General features: G+C 72.9%; 13 protein-coding genes. 8 read left to right on the top strand and 5 right to left on the bottom strand.

All coding sequences use genetic code 11. The features are described 5' to 3' along the window. Nucleotides 1-14 precede the first annotated feature (14 nt). The 4 genes from Y09_RS07685 to Y09_RS07670 are packed head-to-tail and all read right to left on the bottom strand — an operon-like array spanning nucleotide 15 to nucleotide 7,663. On the bottom strand, nucleotides 15-581 hold the full coding sequence (locus Y09_RS07685) for a hypothetical protein (protein ID WP_053917203.1): 567 nt from the start codon (nucleotides 579-581) through the stop codon (nucleotides 15-17). Next, nucleotides 578-3,454 carry a hypothetical protein gene (locus tag Y09_RS07680; RefSeq protein ID WP_053917202.1) on the bottom strand — a complete coding sequence of 959 codons (2,877 nt, stop codon included), beginning with the start codon at nucleotides 3,452-3,454 and terminating at the stop codon, nucleotides 578-580. Before Y09_RS07680 ends, Y09_RS07685 begins: the two co-directional genes overlap by 4 nt. Nucleotides 3,455-3,509: 55 nt before the next feature. Next, nucleotides 3,510-5,258, bottom strand: coding sequence for a murein biosynthesis integral membrane protein MurJ (gene murJ, locus Y09_RS07675; RefSeq protein ID WP_053917201.1), 1,749 nt, complete (start codon nucleotides 5,256-5,258; stop codon nucleotides 3,510-3,512). Continuing rightward, nucleotides 5,255-7,663, bottom strand: coding sequence for a DUF6049 family protein (locus tag Y09_RS07670; protein WP_234695661.1), 2,409 nt, complete (start codon nucleotides 7,661-7,663; stop codon nucleotides 5,255-5,257). Before Y09_RS07670 ends, murJ begins: the two co-directional genes overlap by 4 nt. Nucleotides 7,664-7,759: 96 nt before the next feature. Here Y09_RS07670 and Y09_RS07660 point away from each other — a divergent pair, with 96 nt between their 5' ends. The 4 genes from Y09_RS07660 (at nucleotide 7,760) to Y09_RS07645 (ending at nucleotide 14,647) form a co-directional block, all read left to right on the top strand. Beyond that, on the top strand, nucleotides 7,760-9,238 hold the full coding sequence (locus Y09_RS07660) for a CCA tRNA nucleotidyltransferase (RefSeq protein ID WP_053917198.1): 1,479 nt from the start codon (nucleotides 7,760-7,762) through the stop codon (nucleotides 9,236-9,238). 172 nt (nucleotides 9,239-9,410) lie between these two features. Beyond that, nucleotides 9,411-12,032: a transglycosylase domain-containing protein gene (locus Y09_RS07655; RefSeq protein WP_053917197.1), complete on the top strand. Its 2,622-nt coding sequence runs from the start codon at nucleotides 9,411-9,413 to the stop codon at nucleotides 12,030-12,032. Between the two features lie 2 nt (nucleotides 12,033-12,034). Next, on the top strand, nucleotides 12,035-12,247 hold the full coding sequence (locus Y09_RS07650; RefSeq protein WP_053917196.1) for a hypothetical protein: 213 nt from the start codon (nucleotides 12,035-12,037) through the stop codon (nucleotides 12,245-12,247). 183 nt (nucleotides 12,248-12,430) lie between these two features. Beyond that, nucleotides 12,431-14,647 carry a catalase gene (locus Y09_RS07645; RefSeq protein ID WP_053917195.1) on the top strand — a complete coding sequence of 739 codons (2,217 nt, stop codon included), beginning with the start codon at nucleotides 12,431-12,433 and terminating at the stop codon, nucleotides 14,645-14,647. 3 nt (nucleotides 14,648-14,650) lie between these two features. Here the strand turns inward: Y09_RS07645 and Y09_RS07640 are convergent, their stop codons facing one another. Beyond that, the gene (locus Y09_RS07640; RefSeq protein WP_053917194.1) at nucleotides 14,651-15,979 is read right to left on the bottom strand and encodes an APC family permease; all 1,329 of its coding nucleotides are present in this window, start codon (nucleotides 15,977-15,979) and stop codon (nucleotides 14,651-14,653) included. A gap of 245 nt (nucleotides 15,980-16,224) precedes the next feature. Here Y09_RS07640 and rpsF point away from each other — a divergent pair, with 245 nt between their 5' ends. The 4 genes from rpsF (at nucleotide 16,225) to rplI (ending at nucleotide 17,953) form a co-directional block, all read left to right on the top strand. After that, nucleotides 16,225-16,515: a 30S ribosomal protein S6 gene (gene rpsF / locus Y09_RS07635; RefSeq protein WP_010552048.1), complete on the top strand. Its 291-nt coding sequence runs from the start codon at nucleotides 16,225-16,227 to the stop codon at nucleotides 16,513-16,515. 56 nt (nucleotides 16,516-16,571) lie between these two features. After that, nucleotides 16,572-17,129, top strand: coding sequence for a single-stranded DNA-binding protein (locus Y09_RS07630; RefSeq protein ID WP_053917193.1), 558 nt, complete (start codon nucleotides 16,572-16,574; stop codon nucleotides 17,127-17,129). 99 nt (nucleotides 17,130-17,228) lie between these two features. Next, nucleotides 17,229-17,465 carry a 30S ribosomal protein S18 gene (gene rpsR / locus Y09_RS07625; protein ID WP_010533203.1) on the top strand — a complete coding sequence of 79 codons (237 nt, stop codon included), beginning with the start codon at nucleotides 17,229-17,231 and terminating at the stop codon, nucleotides 17,463-17,465. A gap of 17 nt (nucleotides 17,466-17,482) precedes the next feature. Further along, entirely contained in the window at nucleotides 17,483-17,953 is a 471-nt protein-coding gene (gene rplI, locus Y09_RS07620) for a 50S ribosomal protein L9 (protein WP_053917192.1), read from the top strand. The last annotated feature ends 51 nt before the right edge of the window (nucleotides 17,954-18,004 follow it).

Here is an 18,004-nt window from a genome sequence, read left to right as displayed (position 1 = left end):
AGGGGCCGACGGGGTCAGAGCGGGCCGATCATCACATGGCCGGCCCAGAGGCGGTCCTGGCCGGGGTCCTCGTCGTGCGCTCCGGTCCCGCAGGTGGGAAGCACGACCGTCGCGGAGATGATGCCGCCGTTCGCGCGCAGCGTCTCGCGGTCCACGGGACCGTGGACGAGCAGCCAGCCGGTGGTGTCCTCCCCGCCCCATGAGACCTCCTCCATGATCAGGATCGACTCGGTGATGCCCTGCTCCTGCTGGCACTGCGCGGCGTCGAAGCTCGTCATCGGCTGGATCGTGCCGGTGTCGACGAGCCGCTGGACCTCGGTGCCGAGGCTCGGCTCCGTGACAACGGTCAGACCGGCAGAATTCTTCCCGGTGCCGGAGCCGGAGTCGACGGAGGCACCGGTCATGTGGGAGGCGCTGGTGGTGGACTGCTCCAGCGCGGTGGCGAGCTGCACGCCGAGCAGGGCCGCGATGATCAGGGCGAGGATCATCATCGGCAGCGGGATGCCGAGCACCGAGCGGATGCGCGGCCTGCGGGTGCCCGCACGTCGTGCGGGCCCCCGGCGCACATCGCGGGGGGTCATCCGACCTGGATCTCCGCGATGCGGGCGCGGTAGCGGCCCTGCTCGTTGCTGTCCGGGGGCAGCTCCGGGATCCACAGCGCGACCTCGTCGGCCTCGACGGGCTCCGGGGTCTCGAGAAGCACCTCGCCGTCGCCGGCGAGCTCGCCGCTGGCGAGCACGTCGCCGAGGGAGCCGTCGTCGTGCACGGCCCGCAGCTCGATCAGCCCGCCGCTGTTGCGCGCGGTGGTGACCTTGACGGTCCTGAGCGTGGACTGCTCGGCGAAGGTCAGGCGCACGCCCGCCCCCTCCTTGAGGCCGCCGTAGTCGGCGCTCTGGTAGTGCTTGGTCGACCAGAAGGTCCCCGGGTCACCGTCGGTCATGCGGTCCTGCTGATCGGCGTTGTCGGGCTCGAGGTCGGTGCCCTGGGTGAACACCTCGACGCCGGTGAGCTCGGGGGCGGGCAGCTCCGGCTCCTCCGTGTCCGTCGGGGTCGGCTCGGCGGGCGCCTCGCCGGTGTCCTCCTCGACGGGGGCGGTGGTCTGGGGCGTGGCGGTCGCCAGCGGGTCGGCGATGATCTCGCGGAGGTCGCGGGTGATGGCGGTGACCGCGAGGACCAGTGCGAACATCACCACGATGACGCCGCCGACGACGATCCACTGCGACTGCAGGGAGCGCTTCTCACGATCCCGGGGGCCGAGGGCGAAGGTGTCCGGATCGTCGGCGTCGACGGCGACGCCGACCACGTCGCGCAGCAGGGAGCCGCGCGAGTGCGGGACCGTCGTCTCCTCGGGGGCCTCGTCCAGGTAGGAGGTGCGACGGCCCTGGACCACGATCGGCCCGGTCTCGTGCGCGGCGGGACCTGCGGCGGCGCCGACGGCGGGCATTGCCGCGGTGGGCTCGTCCTCGCCCGCGGTCCCGCTCTGCTCCGCTTCGCTGGACTGCTGGGGAGCGACCGACGGGGTGGGGGCGGCATGGTCCGCCGTCGGCGCGATCGCGCCGGTCCCGGGCTGCTCGGCGCGCCCATCGCTGCCCGCGGGCGAACCGGCGGGGCTCAGCGGCCAGTGCGTCCCCGAGGTGCGCGAGGGGACCTGCTGCGTGGCCTCGGGCTCGGCCGACGGGGACTGTCCTGCCGACGGGGACTGCTGGGTCGACGGGGACTGCGCCGCGGCAGCGCCTGCGGCTCCCGCCGCGCCGGCGGCTCCGGCGAGGCCCGCCGCGGCCACCGCACCGGTTCCCGACGCGGCGGAGTCCTGCGCCGCGTCGGTCGTCCGAGCGGCCTCCGCCTGGGGCCGACGGAGCTGGGTGATGTCGAGGTGGCCCGGGAAGGGGCTGGTGCCCCGCTTCTCGTCGAGATGCAGGTCCTTCACGAGGGTCGCGGCCGCCGCGGAGTGGTCTTCCCGCGGCGCCGCAGGGGTCTCCCCGGAGGTCTCCGCAGGCGTCTCCTCGCCGGCAGGGGCGTCCTGGCTCGAGGAGGAGCCGTCCTCCGCGGACAGGTCCTCGCCGATCGTGGCTGCGCTCGCAGCGGGAACCGAAGCGGTCTCGCTCGCCGCGGCCTGCGTCTCGTCCACTCGAGCGTCTTCCGATCGCTCGTCGACGACCTGATCCTCGCCTGTGCCCACCGCGGCGTCGTCGACGGCCGGCAGCGCCGCGGTCCTCTCGGCGGCGTCGCCGGGCTCGACGTCGGCGGGCTCGGCGTCGTCAGGGCCGTTCTCGGCCCGGGCAGCATCAGCCGAGGTGGCATCGGCCGACGCGGCGCCGACGGCGTGATCAGCAGCGTCGGAGCCGGCATCGCCGGTGCCGTCCGCATCCGGGCGGGAGCCGGCGTCGTCACCGGTCACCCCCGCGCCCGCGACCACGGCGGCACCTGTCACCGCACCGGCAGCGCCGGCAGCGGCAGCGCCGGCCCCGACGGCCGGACCGGCGGCGCCCCGCTCCGCGTCCTCCCGCGTGTCGCGGGCACCGGACTCGCCGCCGACCGCCCCTGGGGTCTCCGCAGCGGCCTCCGAGCCATGACCATCGCTCGGCGTCGCACCGTCGCCCGACGCAGCTCCGGCCCCCGACACCCCGCCGGCGGCGCCGCGCGGATACGCCTCGAAGGTCACCGGGATGGACTGCCACGGCTCGAGCGCCTCGATCAGCCCGCGGGTGGTCTCGGGGATGTCGTCGGCGGACTCGTTGAGCACCAGGTCGCACAGCAGGTCGAGGTCCGCGGGGATGTCGGTGTCCACCAGCGTCGAGGGCCGCGGCACGGTGCCGGTGCCGTCGTGCTGGGGGGTGCGGCCCGTGAGCGCCCGGTAGAGCAGCGCGACCAGCGCCGCGGTGTCCTGGAAGGAGGCGACCTCCCGGGAGCGGTCCAGACCGGGGTGCGAGGCGGCCTCGACGCCGATGCCGAGGATGTGCACGCCGCCGGAGCGGGTGTCGACGAAGACGCGGTTGGAGTCGAGGAACTGATGGCGCACGCCGCGGCGCCTCGCGGCCTCGAGACCGGTCGCCGCCTCGCCGATGATCGCGCGCGCCGTCTCGGGGTGCATCGGGCCATCGGTCAGCAGCGCCGCGAGCGGCGGGGCGGGAGGCATCGGGTACTCCACGACCGTCGTCGGCCCGTCCTCGGGCGCACCGGTCGAGGTGGTGTCGGACTCCTCCCGGGGGTCGTCGAGCACGACGATCTCCCGGACGGGCAGCAGACGGGGCTCCTCGACGAGATAGGCGCGGCGCACCGCATCGGCCGCCTCGAGCGCGGCCTCGCCGCGGACGATGAACAGCACCACGGACTCGCCGGTCGCGACGGAGCGGGCGCGGCGCCAGACGGCGCCGTCGGCCACACCGGACAGCGGGATCCTGCCCTCGAGGGTCCACCTCGCGTGCAGCGCATCCTGCTCGGGGTTCGTGCTCACGGACCCTCCCTCTCCTCGTCTGGCGGATCGATGCCCGTCATCTGCGTCGACCATGCTACGAGGTCGCCCCCGCTCCGCGACGGCGCAGCCTCAGGACAAGGCGTCGCGTCGCACCGACCAGCTGGCGCACCTCCGGCACGCGCAGCACGTGCCCCGCCGCCGTGAACACCACGATCATCACCGCGCCGATCACCATGCCGAGCACCACCGCGAGCGCGCGGTGCTGCCAGATCAGGCCGTCGAGCAGGATCACGAGGCCCGTGCCGGCCGCCCAGCTCACCGCGCCGGCGGCGATCAGCCTCCCGAGCAGCAGCGCCTCGGCGCGCAGGCTCGGCGGCGCCACCTCGTGCCGTGCGGCATGACGTCGCAGCTGCCACAGCCCGAACAGCCAGGCCAGCAGGTTGCCGAGGCTGGTGGCGCCCGCCGCGCTCATCGCCGCGTACTGCGGATCCACGAGCGTGAGGATCACCGGCACGGAGATCAGCGTGACCGCGGCGATCGGGATCTGCGCGAGGAACGGGCTGCGCGCGTCCTCGTAGGCGTAGAACAGCCGCTTGATCAGGTACAGGGACGCGAAGGGCATGAGCCCCAGCATGTAGGCCACCAGCACGCTGCCGTTGGCGCGCGCGCCGATCTCGCCGGTGCCGCCGCCGATCACCCACATGATCGGCCCGGACAGCGCGACGAACACTGCCGTGCACAGCACCATCGGCACCGACAGCATCCGGTTGGTGTCCGTGTAGCGGGCCAGCGCCCCGGCATGGTCCTCCGCGGCGGCGCTGCGGGAGATGGACGGGAACGCGGCGGTGACCAGGGTGACCGCGATGATGCCCTGCGGGATCATGAACGCGAGATAGGCCCACTCCAGGGTCAGCAGCGCCGGATAGCGGGCGGCGAGCTCGGGTTGGCCCTGCAGCTGCTCGGTCATCCGCACCGCGCCGCCGGTCGCCCAGCGGGACGCCCAGATGCCCAGCTGCCCGAGCCCCAGCATCGCCAGCGACCACAGCCCGATCCGGGAGAGCTTGCCGAGCCCCAGGCCGCGCAGCCCCCACTTCGGGCGCAGACGCAGGTCGAGCTTCTTGACGTACCAGAACAGGAACACGACCTGCGCCGCGGAGCCGCCGACGTTGATCAGCGCCATCGCCGCGATCATCGGGATCGTCCACTGCGCGGGATCGCCGACGGTGCCCCACAGACCCAGGAACAGCGCCGCCCCGACGATGCCGACGAGGTTGTTGAGCACCGGCGCCCACTGGTACGGGCCGAAGGAGTCGTGGGCGTTCAGCAGCTGCCCGCACATCACGTACAGGGCCGAGAAGCAGATCTGCGGCATCATCCAGTAGCCCAGCTGGACCGCGAGCGCATAGGTCGCCGGCGGCAGCACGCCGCTGGTGAGGGTGAGCAGCAGCGGCACCGCCACCATGCACACGACGGTCACGCCGAGGGACAGCACCGCGACCAGGGTCATCAGGCGCGAGATGTAGTCGCTGCCGCGGTCGGGCCGTTTCACGGCGCGCACGATCGCGGGCACCAGGATCGCGTTCAGGGTGCCGCCGCCCACGAGCAGCCAGATGGTGTTGGGCAGGGTGTTCGCGGCGGAGAAGGCGTTGGCCGCCGAGGACATGGAGCCGCCGAGGATCGCGCCGAACAGGAAGTTCCGCACGAAGCCGAGCAGGCGGGAGACCATCGAGCCCGAGGCCATGAGCACGCTCGCCTGCAGCAGCCGCGAGCGGCTGGAGGGGCTGCCGTGGCGGCGATGGCGGGGTATGTGATGAACCCTGTGGACCCGGCGGGTGGTGCTCATCGGGGGTCCTCCTCGGGGGTGTCGTCGGGGTCGTGGTCAGGGGCGTCGTCGGGATCGGGGGCCGTCGCGGGCCCGTCGGCCGCGTCCCCGCCGCGGTGCCTCGCCCGTTCGGTCCAGGTCCGCTCCGGCACCGAGGTGTCCAGCGTGGAGCGTCCCGTGCGGGCGAGCTCCTCCGGGTCCTCGGGGCCCCGGATCGCGGGGGCGCGGCTGCTGGAGCCGGTGCGGCGCGCGCGGGCGACGCCGACGACGACCAGCAGGCCCATCGCGATGACGAGCAGGAGCGTGGTCCAGTTCTCCCACGACGGGTTCACCGTCAGCGGCACGTCGACGGGGTCGGTCAGCTGCCGGTCGTCCTCGGTGGTGAGGGTGGTGGTGAGGGTGACGGAGCCGTTGGCGACCGCCCCCACGTCCACGCTCGCGTTGGTCTGGCCGTGCGCCGGGACGGTGACCACGGCCGGCTCCCCGACCTGGACCAGGGGCCGGTCGGAGGTGACCGTGACCTTCACCGTGATCGGGGTGTCCATGCCGTTGGTGATCGTGATGGGCACGGCGGCGGTGTCGGAGACGACGTTGTAGCCGGAGGCGGGGACCACCTGGATCCGGTCCTGCAGGGCGTCGGCCCGCTCGGCGGCGTCCTGCGCCCGGGAGGCCGGGGTCCCGGGATCCCCGCGCCAGGCGAGGGAGGTCGCGGAGAGGATCTCGCGGCGCGCGGCGTCCAGCGGGGCGTCGTCCTCCATCGCCGCGCCGAGCGCGTCGAGCCGGCGCCAGGTGCCCTCGAGGTCCTCGAGGACCGCCGGGTCCAGCAGCTGCGCCTCGGTCGTCTCCTCGAGCACCCGCCAGCTCCCGTCGGACGGGCCGGAGGGGTGCACGTCCTCGGCCTGCAGCCGGCCGAGGGCGTACGGCTCCCCGCCGTCGGCACCCGGGTCGGTGGTCCAGGCCTGCTGGTCCGCGGTGTCCAGCAGCGTCGAGGTGCGGCCCGACTCGATCCAGGGCGCCTCGGCGAAGGCGTCGAGCACCGCACCGGCGGCCGCGGGGTCCAGGTCCGCCCCGGCCGACGGGGAGATCAGCAGGTGGCGGGGCGCGCGGGAGTACTCGGAGGCGATCGTGGCGGTCTCGGCGAGCAGCCGCTGACGGGTCTGCTCCGCGTCCGAGTCCCCGGTCAGCTGCGAGAACTCCTCGGAGAGCACGGGATCGGGGGCGAGCACGGACAGCTGCGCGCCCTCGGTGCGGGAGGACTCGTACGCGCCCACCGAGCTCGGGGTCACCGCGGAGCTGGGGTCGGGGCGCAGCGAGCTGGAGGGCACCACGGCGGCGGTCGCGCCGACCTCGATCATGTCCTCGAGGGCCTCGGCGTCCGCCTCCGCGCCGGGGACGCCGAGGACCTGGGCGCGGGGCGAGATGCCGCGGGCCTCCCACACCTCGTCGGCCGCGTCCCGGGCGGCGCCCTCGAGCAGCATTGCCCCGGACTCGCGCAGGCTCACCAGGTCGGCGCCCGCGTAGGGGGCGGCGAGCACGGTGCGCTCGCCGACGGCGGTGTCGAGCTCGTCGGCGATCGCGGTGGACGCCGGGTCGGGGCGCAGGGACGGCGCGGCCGAGGAGCCCTCCGCCTCCTCGCCGCTCGCGGCCTCGGGCTCGGGCTCGGGCAGGGTCGGCGGATCCAGCAGCGCGGGATCCAGCCACCAGTCGACGTCCTCGCGGGCGGCGAGGGCCCGCAGGGAGGCGAGCCGCCCCTGCTCGGCGGAGGCCGCGTGCTCCTCCGGGGCGAGCACCGCGGAGGCGGCGTCGGCCTCGGACACCGGCAGCAGCGTGGACTGGGTGATGGTCTCCTCGGCGCCGTCGGGCCGCCACACCGCGAAGGTGCGCAGGCCCGCGAGCGGCTCGTCGTCCGCGACGGCGGTGAGGGAGACGCGGCGGGTCCCCCAGTAATAGGTCTCCTCCGAGTAACCGAGCTCCTCGGCGGTGGCCTCGACGACGAGGGTGGTGCTCTCCCCGGGCGCGAGGCTCGCGGGCGGGGTCCCGGAGGCGGTGGCCAGCGCCGGTCCCTCGACGTCGGGCCCGGCCTCCGCCTGCCAGCTCGCGAGGGCCCCCCGGTCGGTGACCCGGGAGGTGCGGGTGCGCAGCTCGAGGTCGAGGTCGGTCAGCGGCGCGGAGGAGGCGTTGGTCACCTCGACCTCGGCCCGGAGCGTGCCGCCGGGGGCGAGGGAGGTGGGGGTCAGTGAGACGAGGTCCATGGTCACCGGCGCGTCGTCGTCCGGGACGGGCGGGGCCGACGGGCTCTCCGCGGGCGCGGCCTGCGCGCCCGGGAGCGCGGTCGCCGGGCCGCTGACCAGCACTGATGAGGCGATGACCAGTGCCGCCAGCAGTGCCGCGAGCACCGGGCGCACGGCAGGTTGGGACGACGGCATGGGGACACTGTAAGCGGCCGCTACCGTAGAGGCGCCGAGGAGGCGCACCCGCCTCCACGACATCTCCATCCCCTCCTCCCCTGGACAGGACCGCCCGTGACCGAACCTGCCGACGAGACCGCCGAGCGCCTCGCGACCGCCCGCACCCGTGCCGCCTCGATGTTCCGGGCCCTGCCCGAGGAGGTCCACGAGCTGGGGAGGCTGTTCGAGGCCGCCGGCCACGAGCTCGCCCTGGTGGGCGGGCCGGTGCGGGACGCGGTGCTGGGCCGCTCGAGCGCCGACCTCGACTTCACCACCTCCGCCCGGCCCGAGCAGACCGAGGCGATCCTCCGCTCCTGGACGCGGGACGGGGCGATCTGGGACATGGGGCGCGACTTCGGCACCCTCGGCGGGATGCGCGACGGGGTGAAGGTCGAGATCACGACCTATCGCACCGAGTCCTACGACCCGGCCTCGCGCAAGCCGCAGGTCGAGTACGGCGACACCCTCGAGGGCGATCTCTCCCGCCGCGACTTCACCGTCAACGCGATGGCGGTGCGCCTGCCCTCCCTCGAGCTGGTCGACCCCTTCGACGGGCTCGCCGACCTCGCCCGCACCCTGCTGCGCACCCCCGTCGCGCCCGTGCAGTCCTTCGACGACGACCCGCTGCGGATGATGCGGGCGGTCCGCTTCGTCGCCCAGCTCGGCTTCCGGATCGAGGACGCCACGGCCGACGCGATCGAGCAGCTCGCCGAGCGGATCACGATCGTCTCCGCCGAGCGGGTGCGGGAGGAGCTCGTGAGGCTCATGCTCGGCGCCCACCCCCGCGGCGGCCTCGAGCTGATGACCGAGCTGGGCCTGGCCGCGCACGTGCTGCCCGAGCTGCCGGCTCTCCAGCTCGAGATCGACGAGCACCACCACCACAAGGACGTCTACGAGCACACCCTCACCGTGCTCGACCAGGCGATCGACCTCGAGAGCCCCGCCGGCTCGGGCGGGCCGTGCGAGAGTCCCGACCTGGTGCTGCGCCTCGCCGCGCTGATGCACGACGTGGGCAAGCCCGCCACGCGCCGCTTCGAGGACGGCGGCGCGGTGACCTTCCGCTTCCACGAGACCGTCGGCGCGAAGATGACCGCGAAGCGGATGAAGGCCCTGACCTTCGACAAGGACACCACCAAGAAGGTGGCGCGCCTGGTGGAGCTGCATCTGCGCTTCCACGGCTATGTCGACTCGCCGTGGACCGACTCGGCGGTGCGCCGCTACGTCACCGACGCCGGCGACCTGCTCCAGCACCTCCATCGCCTCACCCGCGCCGACGTCACCACCCGCAACCGGCGCAAGGCCCGCACCCTCGCCCGCGCCTACGACGAGCTCGAGGCCCGCATCGACCACCTCGCCGAGCAGGAGGAGATCGGGCGGATCCGTCCCGACCTCGACGGCAACCGGATCATGGAGATCCTCGACCTGCCGCCCGGCCGCGAGGTGGGCGAGGCGTACAAGCATCTGCTCGAGCTGCGGATGGAGCACGGTCCGCTCGGCGAGGAGCGCGCCGAGCAGGAGCTGCGTGCCTGGTGGGAGGCCCGGACCGAGGGGTAGGGGCCCTCGGCGTGTCGCTCGGGGACGGTGTGAGCGAGGCCGCACGGCTCGTGCACACCCTGTGTGTTTCGCCGCCGGATCGTTCCGTCGGGACCGGGGGCGTGCTCATACTGGGGAGCTGGACGCTGCGGCGCCCTCATCCGTCCATGCCCCCGAAGGACCAGGAGCAGCCATGAGCGAGTCCCGACGCCCGTCGAGCGGCGGCGGCAACCGCCGCGCCGCGGGTGTGCGCCGCACGCCCTCCGGGAAGTCCGCGAAGGGCGGCGCCGCCAAGGGCAGCAGCCGCAGCGGCTCCTCGAAGAGCACCGGCAGCGCCAAGGGCACCAGCCGCACCGCGTCGAAGGGGACCTCCGGCGCGAGGACAGGCGCCGCCGCCACCACGTCGGCCGCCTCCGCGAGCTCCGCGAAGCGCCCCACCTCCCGCACCTCGGTGAGCGCCCGCCACGCCGGCGCCGCCCCGAAGGGCGCGGGGACGGGCCGCGGGAAGAAGGTCGCGGCGACGAACTTCCTGAACTACCCCCGGGCCGGGCGGAGGAACCCCTGGCGCTGGATCCCCTCGCTGCGCATGATCGTCGGCGTCATGGCGCTGTTCGTGCTGGCCGGGCTCGGCTTCGCCGTGTGGCTGTACAACGACACCGAGGTGCCCGAGCCCTCCGACTTCGCCCTCGCCCAGACCTCCCGCGTCTACTTCGCCGACGGCGAGACAGAGATGGGGCAGTTCAGCGAGATCAACCGCACCGAGCTCCCGGCCGACGAGATCCCCGACAACATCAAGCAGGCCGTCGTCGCGAGCGAGGACTCGAGCTTCTACGAGAACCGCGGCGTCTCCCCGCGCGGCATCGTCCGCGCCTTCGTCAACAACCTCCAGGGCGGGGCCCGCCAGGGCGGCTCCACCATCACCATGCAGTACATCGAGCGGTACTACACCGGCACCGAGACCTCCTACGTCGGCAAGGCGAAGGAGGCGATCATGGCGCTGAAGGCGGACCAGGAGCTCTCCAAGGACGAGATCCTCTCCCGCTACCTCAACACCATCTACTTCGGCCGCGGCGCGTACGGCGTGCAGGAGGCCTCCCAGGCCTACTTCGACAAGGACGCCTCCGAGCTCACCGACGCGGAGGCCGCGCTGCTGGTCGCCGTGATCCCGAGCCCCTCGACCTACGACCCGGCGAACGATCCGGAGAAGTCCACGCAGCTGTGGGACCGGGTGATCACCCGACAGGTCGCCGAGGAGCAGATGACCCCCGCCGAGGCGGACGCCCTCGAGTTCCCCCAGACGGTCGAGCCGAGCTCCGAGAACTCCCTCGGCGGCACCAACGGCTATCTCCTGTCGCTGGTGCGGGGCGAGCTGATCGCCGAGGGCTTCACCGAGGACGAGATCAACACCGGCGGCTTCACCATCGTCTCCACGATCGATCCGGCGATCCAGGAGAACACCGTCCAGGCCGTCGAGAACCTGCCCGAGGACCGGCCCGAGAACAACCGCGTGGGCACCGTGACGATGGACCCCTCCACCGGCGCGATCCGCGGCATGTACGGCGGCGCGGACTACGTCACCCAGGCGCAGAACGACGCGACCCAGTCCCGGATGCAGGCCGGCTCGATCTTCAAGACCTTCACCCTGATCGCCGCGCTCGAGGACGGCTACCCGCTGGACTCCCGCTGGGACGGCGACTCGCCGAAGACCTTCCGCGGCGGCTGGACGGTGAAGAACTTCAACGACGTCGACTACGGCCGGGTCAGCCTCGAGAAGGCGACCACCAACTCGATCAACACCGCCTACGCGGAGGCGAACCTCGAGGTCGGCCCCGAGCGCACCCGGGAGACCGCCGTCTCGCTGGGCCTGCCCGAGAAGACCCCGGGCCTCACCGACGACGCCGCGAACGTGCTCGGCTCCGCCTCCCCGACGGTCGCGGAGATGGCCGAGGTGTACGGCTCGATCGCCTCCGGCGGCGTGCACCGCGACAGCTACGTCGTGCAGTCCGTGACCCGGCCCGACGGCTCCTCGCGCTACGAGCACGAGACCACGGACACCCAGGGCATGGACGAGGAGGTCGCGATCAACGCGACCGTCGCCCTGCAGGGCCCGCCCACCCAGGGCTCCGCACGCGACCTCCAGAACGTCATGGGCGGCCGCCCGGTCGCCGGCAAGACCGGCACCTCGGAGAGCTTCCGCTCGGCCTGGTTCGTGGGCTTCACCCCGCAGCTCGTCACCGCGGTGGGCATGTTCCAGCCCACGGCTGACGGCACCGGCGAGGAGTCCCTGACCCCCTTCGGCGGCGAGGACAACATCACGGGCGGCACCTTCCCCACCCAGATCTGGGGCGACATCATGTCGACCTCCCTGGAGGGCGAGGAGTACCTCGAGTTCCCCGAGGAGGTGCAGCTGGACAACGAGACGCAGGAGCGCAGCTACGTCCCGCCGCCCACGCAGGAGCCCGAGCCGACCCAGGCGCCGGAGCCGACGCAGGAGGAGCCCAGCGAGGAGCCCACCACGGAGGAGCCGACCACCGAGGAGCCGACGACGGAGGAGCCGACGACGGAGGAGCCCGAGCCCACGGAGGAGCCGACGACGGAGGAGCCCGAGCCCACCGAGCAGCCCCCGTCGGAGGAGCCGCCCGCGGACGAGGAGCCTCCCGCGGACCAGCCCACCGAGGAGCCGCCGGCCGACGAGCAGGGCGGCGAGGAGGAGGCCGACGCGGGTCTCCCCGAGGTCGAGGACCTGCTGCCCGGCGAGGGCCAGGGGCTCGGAGGCGGCCGCGAGGGCCGCGGCGGCGGCCGAGGAGGGGACTGACCATGGCCGCCCGCTGCGAACAGTGCCGCAACCGGATCCGCGGGACGGTGCACCGCTCGTTCACGGGACGCCGGCTGTGCGAGAGCTGCCACACCCGCCTGATGGGGCAGACCGCCGGCTTCATGGCCGGCGGCGGGGTCCCGAACGCGATCTCCACCGGCGGCTGGTTCGCACGCGCCAAGCGCGCCATGCGCGGGAACCGGTCGACGGGCTGATCGCGAGGTCGGCCAGGCAGGCGCCTGCTGATCTCCTCGGACCGATCAGCCTGGCCGCACGGACCGATCGTTCTGCGCACTGCCCTGCACGGACGCTCGGGAGACTGTCGTTCCGGCGCATGCACGCCTACCGTGACGTGCGTCAGCGACGACCCGCGCGAGCCCCCCCCGAGGAGACACGTCATGACCCCTCCGAAGAAGACCCCCACCCCCGCTCCCGGCCGGCCCGGCAGCCGCCCGCCCCAGCTCGAGGAGCCGACCACGCCGGACGGGCCCCTCCCGCCGAAGCCCGATCAGCAGGGCGCGCAGCCGCGCACGCCCACCGGCGCCGAGCCGGGCCCGGAACGCAGCACGAACGCCCAGCAGGGGGCCTTCCTGACCACCTCGCAGGGAGCGCGGCTGCGCGACACCGACCACTCGCTGAAGGCGGGCAGACGCGGCCCCGTGCTGCTGCAGGACCACCACCTGCGCGAGAAGATCACCCACTTCGACCACGAGCGGATCCCGGAACGGGTGGTCCACGCCCGCGGTGCCGCCGCCCACGGCGTCTTCGAGGGGTACGGCACCGCGGAGCCCGTGTGCCGGGCCGGATTCCTCGCCAAGGGGAAGCGCACCGAGGTGTTCACCCGCTTCTCCACCGTCGTCGGCTCGCGCGGCTCGATGGACACCGCCCGGGACACGCGCGGCTTCGCCACGAAGTTCTACACCGACGAGGGAACCTTCGACCTGGTCGCCAACAACATCCCGGTGTTCTTCATCCAGGACGGCATCAAGTTCCCCGACGTCGTCCACGCCGCCAAGCCCCATCCCGATCGGGAGATCCCCCAGGCCCAGAGCGCGCACGACACCTTCTGGGACTTCGTCTCCCTGCACACCGAGGCCCAGCACCACACCCTGTGGTTCATGGGCGATCGCGGTATCCCGCGCTCCTACCGGATGATGGAGGGCTTCGGGATCCACACCTTCCGGCTCGCGAACGCCGCCGGGGAGACCTCGCTGGTGAAGTTCCATTGGAAGCCGCAGCTCGGCGTGCACTCGCTGACCTGGGAGGAGGCGCAGCTCCTGGGCGGCAACGACCCGGATTTCCATCGCCGCGACCTCGCTGATGCGATCGAGTCCGGCGCCCACCCCAGCTGGGAGCTCGGGATCCAGGTGTTCCCCGACGACGAGGAGCAGAGCTTCGAGGGGATCGACCTGCTGGACCCCACGAAGTTCGTGCCCGAGGAGCTGGCGCCGGTGCAGCCCATCGGCCGGCTCACCCTGGACCGCAACCCCAGCAACTACTTCGCCGAGACCGAGCAGGTGGCCTTCAACCCCGGCCATCTGGTGCCCGGCATCGACGTCACCGACGACCCGCTGCTGCAGGTGCGGCTGTTCTCCTACGTCGACACCCAGCTCACCCGGCTCGGCGGGCCGAACTTCGCGCAGCTGCCGATCAACCGCGCGCACGCCCCGGTCAACGACATGCTGCGGGACGGCTACGGCCAGCAGGGCGACCACGCCGGTGTCGCGCCCTATCAGCCGAACTCCCTGGACGGGGGCTGCCCGTTCATGGCCGGCGAGATGGACGACGCCTTCGAGGACCTGCCGGTCCGCGTGCCCGAGGGCGTGAAGGAGCGGGAGCTCTCGGCCACCTTCGAGGACCACTTCAGCCAGGCCCGCCTGTTCTGGCGAAGCATGACGCCGGTCGAGAGGGACCACATCGTCGACGCGTTCTCCTTCGAGCTCGGCAAGTGCTACGAGAACACGATCAAGGAGCGCCAGCTGCAGAGCCTGGCGAACATCGACGGCGAGCTCTGCGCGCGGGTCGCCTCGGCCCTCGGCCTGCCCGCCCCGGAGCCGACGGTCCCGGCCGACGGGCCCGAGGAGGGACCGGCCACCAGCGCACCGCTGTCCCAGCTCGGCGGCAGCTGGCCCGTCGACGGCAGGAAGATCGGCATCGTCGTCGACCCCGAGGCCGACAACGCGGACCTGCTGGAGCTGCACGAGGCGATCGTCGCCGCCTCGATGACTCCGTTGGTCATCGCGCCGCGCGGCGGCGAGGTCGCCGGAGTGGCGGTGGCTCGCACGCTCGGCACCGCCGCCTCCGTCGAGGTGGACGCCCTGCTGCTCGCCGGCAACCCGCTCCTGGCCCCGGACTCCCGCCCCTCGGTGGACTCGAAGGCCGGCGCGCCCGGGAACGGCGAGGTCGAGCCGCGGGTGGGCAAGCTGATCGACGAGTGCTGGCGCCACGCGAAGGCGATCGGCGCCTGGGGGCCGGGCCGCGAGGCGCTCGAGGAGCGCACCGCCCTTGGCGGCGCAGGGCTCGTCGTCGGCGAGGACGGCGAGAGCGTGCTCGGCGAGATCATCGCCCTCCTCGGGAGCCACCGCGTCTGGGAGCGGTTCCCCGCGGGGGCCTGAGCCTCAGGCGGCGTCGGCGCCGGTGTGCTCACGGGCTCGGCGCCGCCGCCATGCGGCGAGGCCCGCGAGCAGCGCCGCCACGACGAGGAACGGGAGCCCCAGTCGCCACACCGCCCACTCGACCTGCGTCATCAGCAGCAGGCACGAGATCAGGCCCCCGACCGGGAGCACGGCCGGGACGCGGAAGTGGCGGTGCTCCGGCCGGTCGCGGCGCAGCACCAGCACAGCCGCGTTCACGGAGAGGAAGACCACCAGCAGGAGCAGCACCATGGTGCCCGCGAGCACGTCGATGGTCCCGGTGAGGGCGAGGAGGATCGACAGCGCCGTGGTCACGAGGATCGCGACCCACGGGGTGCGGCGTCCGGGCAGGACCCGCGTGAGCACCCGCGGCAGGAGCCCGTCGGACGCCATGCCGTAGGCGAGGCGGGAGCTCATGATGCCCGTCAGCAGCGCCCCGTTCGCCACCGCGATCAGCGCGATCGCGCTGAACACGACCGGCGGCACGATGCCCGCCGCTTCGACCACGAGGGCTAGCGGTGCGGAGGAGCCCGCGAGCTCCTCGGTGGGCACGACGGCGGAGGCGACCACCCCGATCAGCGCATAGACCACACCGGTGACGATCAGCGCCCCGAACAGGGCGCGAGGGTAGGAGCGCGAGGGGTCCTTCGTCTCCTCGGCGATGTTCACGCTGGTCTCGAAGCCGACGTAGGAGTAGAACGCGAGGACGGTGCCGGCCAGCACCGCCGCGACCGGTCCGTTCTCGGGGGTCCCGAGCTCCGTGAGCCGGCCCAGGTCGCCCTCGCCCCGGCCGATCACGATCGCGCCCAGCACGATCACCAGCAGCAGGCCGCCCACCTCGATCAGGGTGGCCACGCGGTTCGCACCCAGCGACTCGGAGATGCCGCGGGTGTTCAGCGCCGCGAGCAGGGCGAGGAACACGACCACCACGAGCACGGCGGGCAGGCTGACGAAGGCGCCGAGATAGTCACCGGCGAAGCCCAGCGCGAGCGCGCCGACGGACACGATGCCGGCCGAGAGCATGCAGAACCCGACGAGGAACCCCGTGAAGGGGCCGAACGCGCGCGTGGCGTAGTGGGAGGAGCCTCCCGCGCGCGGATACTTGGTCGCGAGCTCGGCGTAGGAGCCGGCGGTCAGCAGGGCCAGCAGCAGCGCCACCACGAGCGGCACCCACAGGGCGCCGCCGGCGATGCCTGCGATCTCCCCGGCCAGCACGTACACGCCGGCCCCGAGCACGTCCCCGAGGATGAACAGGAAGAGCCCGGTGGTGGTGACGGTGCGGCGCAGCGTGGGGCGCTCATCGGTGCTGGTCATCCCGCTACGGTAGGGCGAGGACGATCGCGCGGGCGGACCGATCGGTCGTGCCGCGCAGCCCGGCTCCGACGCCCCAGCCCTGTGATGCGCCGCGCACCGGCGGGTACTCCCTGGCCGATGCTCCTGGGCCCGGGTAGGCTGTTGCGGTCCGTGACGTGCATCGCCGATGCCCGCGCGGGCGGCATGAACCCTCCTGCCACGGAGAGACCGTGGCCGCAGAGACCACAGGAGGTGGGTACCAGAACATGCGCAAGTACGAAATGGTCGTGATCCTCGACCCGTCCGTCGATGAGCGGACCGTCACCGGAACCTTCGAGAAGCTCGTCCAGGTCGTCCCGACCGAGGGCGGCACCATCGACAACGTCGACGTCTGGGGCAAGCGGAAGTTCGCCTACGAGATCGACAAGAAGTCCGAGGGCATCTACATCGTCCTGCAGTTCACCGCGAAGTCGTCGACCGCGCAGGAGCTGGACCGTCAGCTCGGGCTCAACGAGTCGGTCATGCGCACCAAGCTCATGCGTCTCGACGCCGAGTGACCTGCCGTCTCTGACCCCCGCACGATCCACCACACCCCCGGAGCAGAGGAGCACCCATGGCGAATGACACCGTCATCACGGTGATCGGCAACCTCACCGCGGACCCCGAGCTGCGCTTCACGCAGTCCGGCGTCGCGGTCGCGTCGTTCACCATCGCGTCCACCCCCCGCACCTTCGACCGCCAGTCGAACGAGTGGAAGGACGGCGAGGCGCTGTTCCTCCGCTGCTCCATCTGGCGCGACGCCGCGGAGAACGTGGCCGAGTCGCTCGAGAAGGGCTCCCGCGTGGTCGCACAGGGCCGCCTCAAGCAGCGCTCCTTCACCGACCGCGAGGGCAACAACCGCACCAGCATCGAGCTGGACGTCGACGAGATCGGCCCCTCCCTCCGCTACGCGACCGCGAAGGCCACCAAGGTCCAGCGCGGCGGCGGTGGCGGCGGCCGAGGCGGCGTCGGCGGCGGCCCGCAGGGCGGCGGCCAGGGCGGCTTCGGCGGCCAGGGCGGATACGGCAACCAGGGCGGTCAGGGCGGCTACAGCGCGCCCCAGGGCGCTCCCAACGCCGACCCGTGGGCCGGCGGAGGCAACCAGGGCGGGTACGACGACCCGCCCTTCTGATCGGCGCGCCGGATCCCGGCACCCCGCGCAGAGAACCCCACAGAACAACCCCATCCCGGGTGCATGCCCGGGCTCCCCTCAGAAAGAAGGAGCACCACGATGGCCAAGCCTGTTCTTCGCAAGCCGAAGAAGAAGCAGAACCCGCTGAAGGCCGCCGGTCTCGAGACCGTCGACTACAAGGACGCCGCGCTGCTGCGCAAGTTCATCTCCGACCGCGGAAAGATCCGCGCCCGTCGGGTCACCGGCGTCTCCGTCCAGGAGCAGCGCAAGATCGCGAAGGCCGTGAAGAACGCCCGCGAGATCGCCCTGCTGCCGTACTCGACCTCCGGTCGCTGAGCGAGGAAGGGAAGCACATGACCAGCAAGCTCATCCTCACCAACGAGGTCACCGGCCTCGGTGCCGCCGGCGATGTCGTCGAGGTCAAGGACGGCTACGCCCGCAACTTCCTCCTGCCCCGCGGTCTCGCGACCCCGTGGACCAAGGGCGGTCAGCGTCAGCTCGACCAGATCCGTGCGGCCCGCGGCAAGCGCGCCATCGCGAACATCGAGGAGGCGCAGGCCCTGAAGGCGTCGCTCGAGTCGAAGCCCGTCGTCATCGCCGAGCGCGCCGGCCAGAACGGCCGTCTGTTCGGTGCGGTCTCCTCCAAGGAGGTCGCCGAGGGCGTCAAGGCGATCTTCGACAAGGACATCGACCGTCGCACCGTCGAGTTCCCCACCCCGATCCGCTCGCTCGGCGAGCACAAGGCGACCGTGCGCCTGCACGACGAGATCTTCGCGAACCTCGTCGTCCAGGTCGTCGCCGCCAAGGGTGCCGCCAAGGCCTGATCCGGCCTGATCGACCCCGCAGCGCCCCGCACCCTCATGGTGCGGGGCGCT

This window comes from Brachybacterium sp. SW0106-09, assembly GCF_001293905.1.
In the GTDB taxonomy this organism is placed as follows: domain Bacteria; phylum Actinomycetota; class Actinomycetes; order Actinomycetales; family Dermabacteraceae; genus Brachybacterium; species Brachybacterium conglomeratum.
The sequence above is the reverse complement of the archived record's forward strand: the minus strand, read 5'-3'. Positions and strand labels throughout refer to the sequence as shown.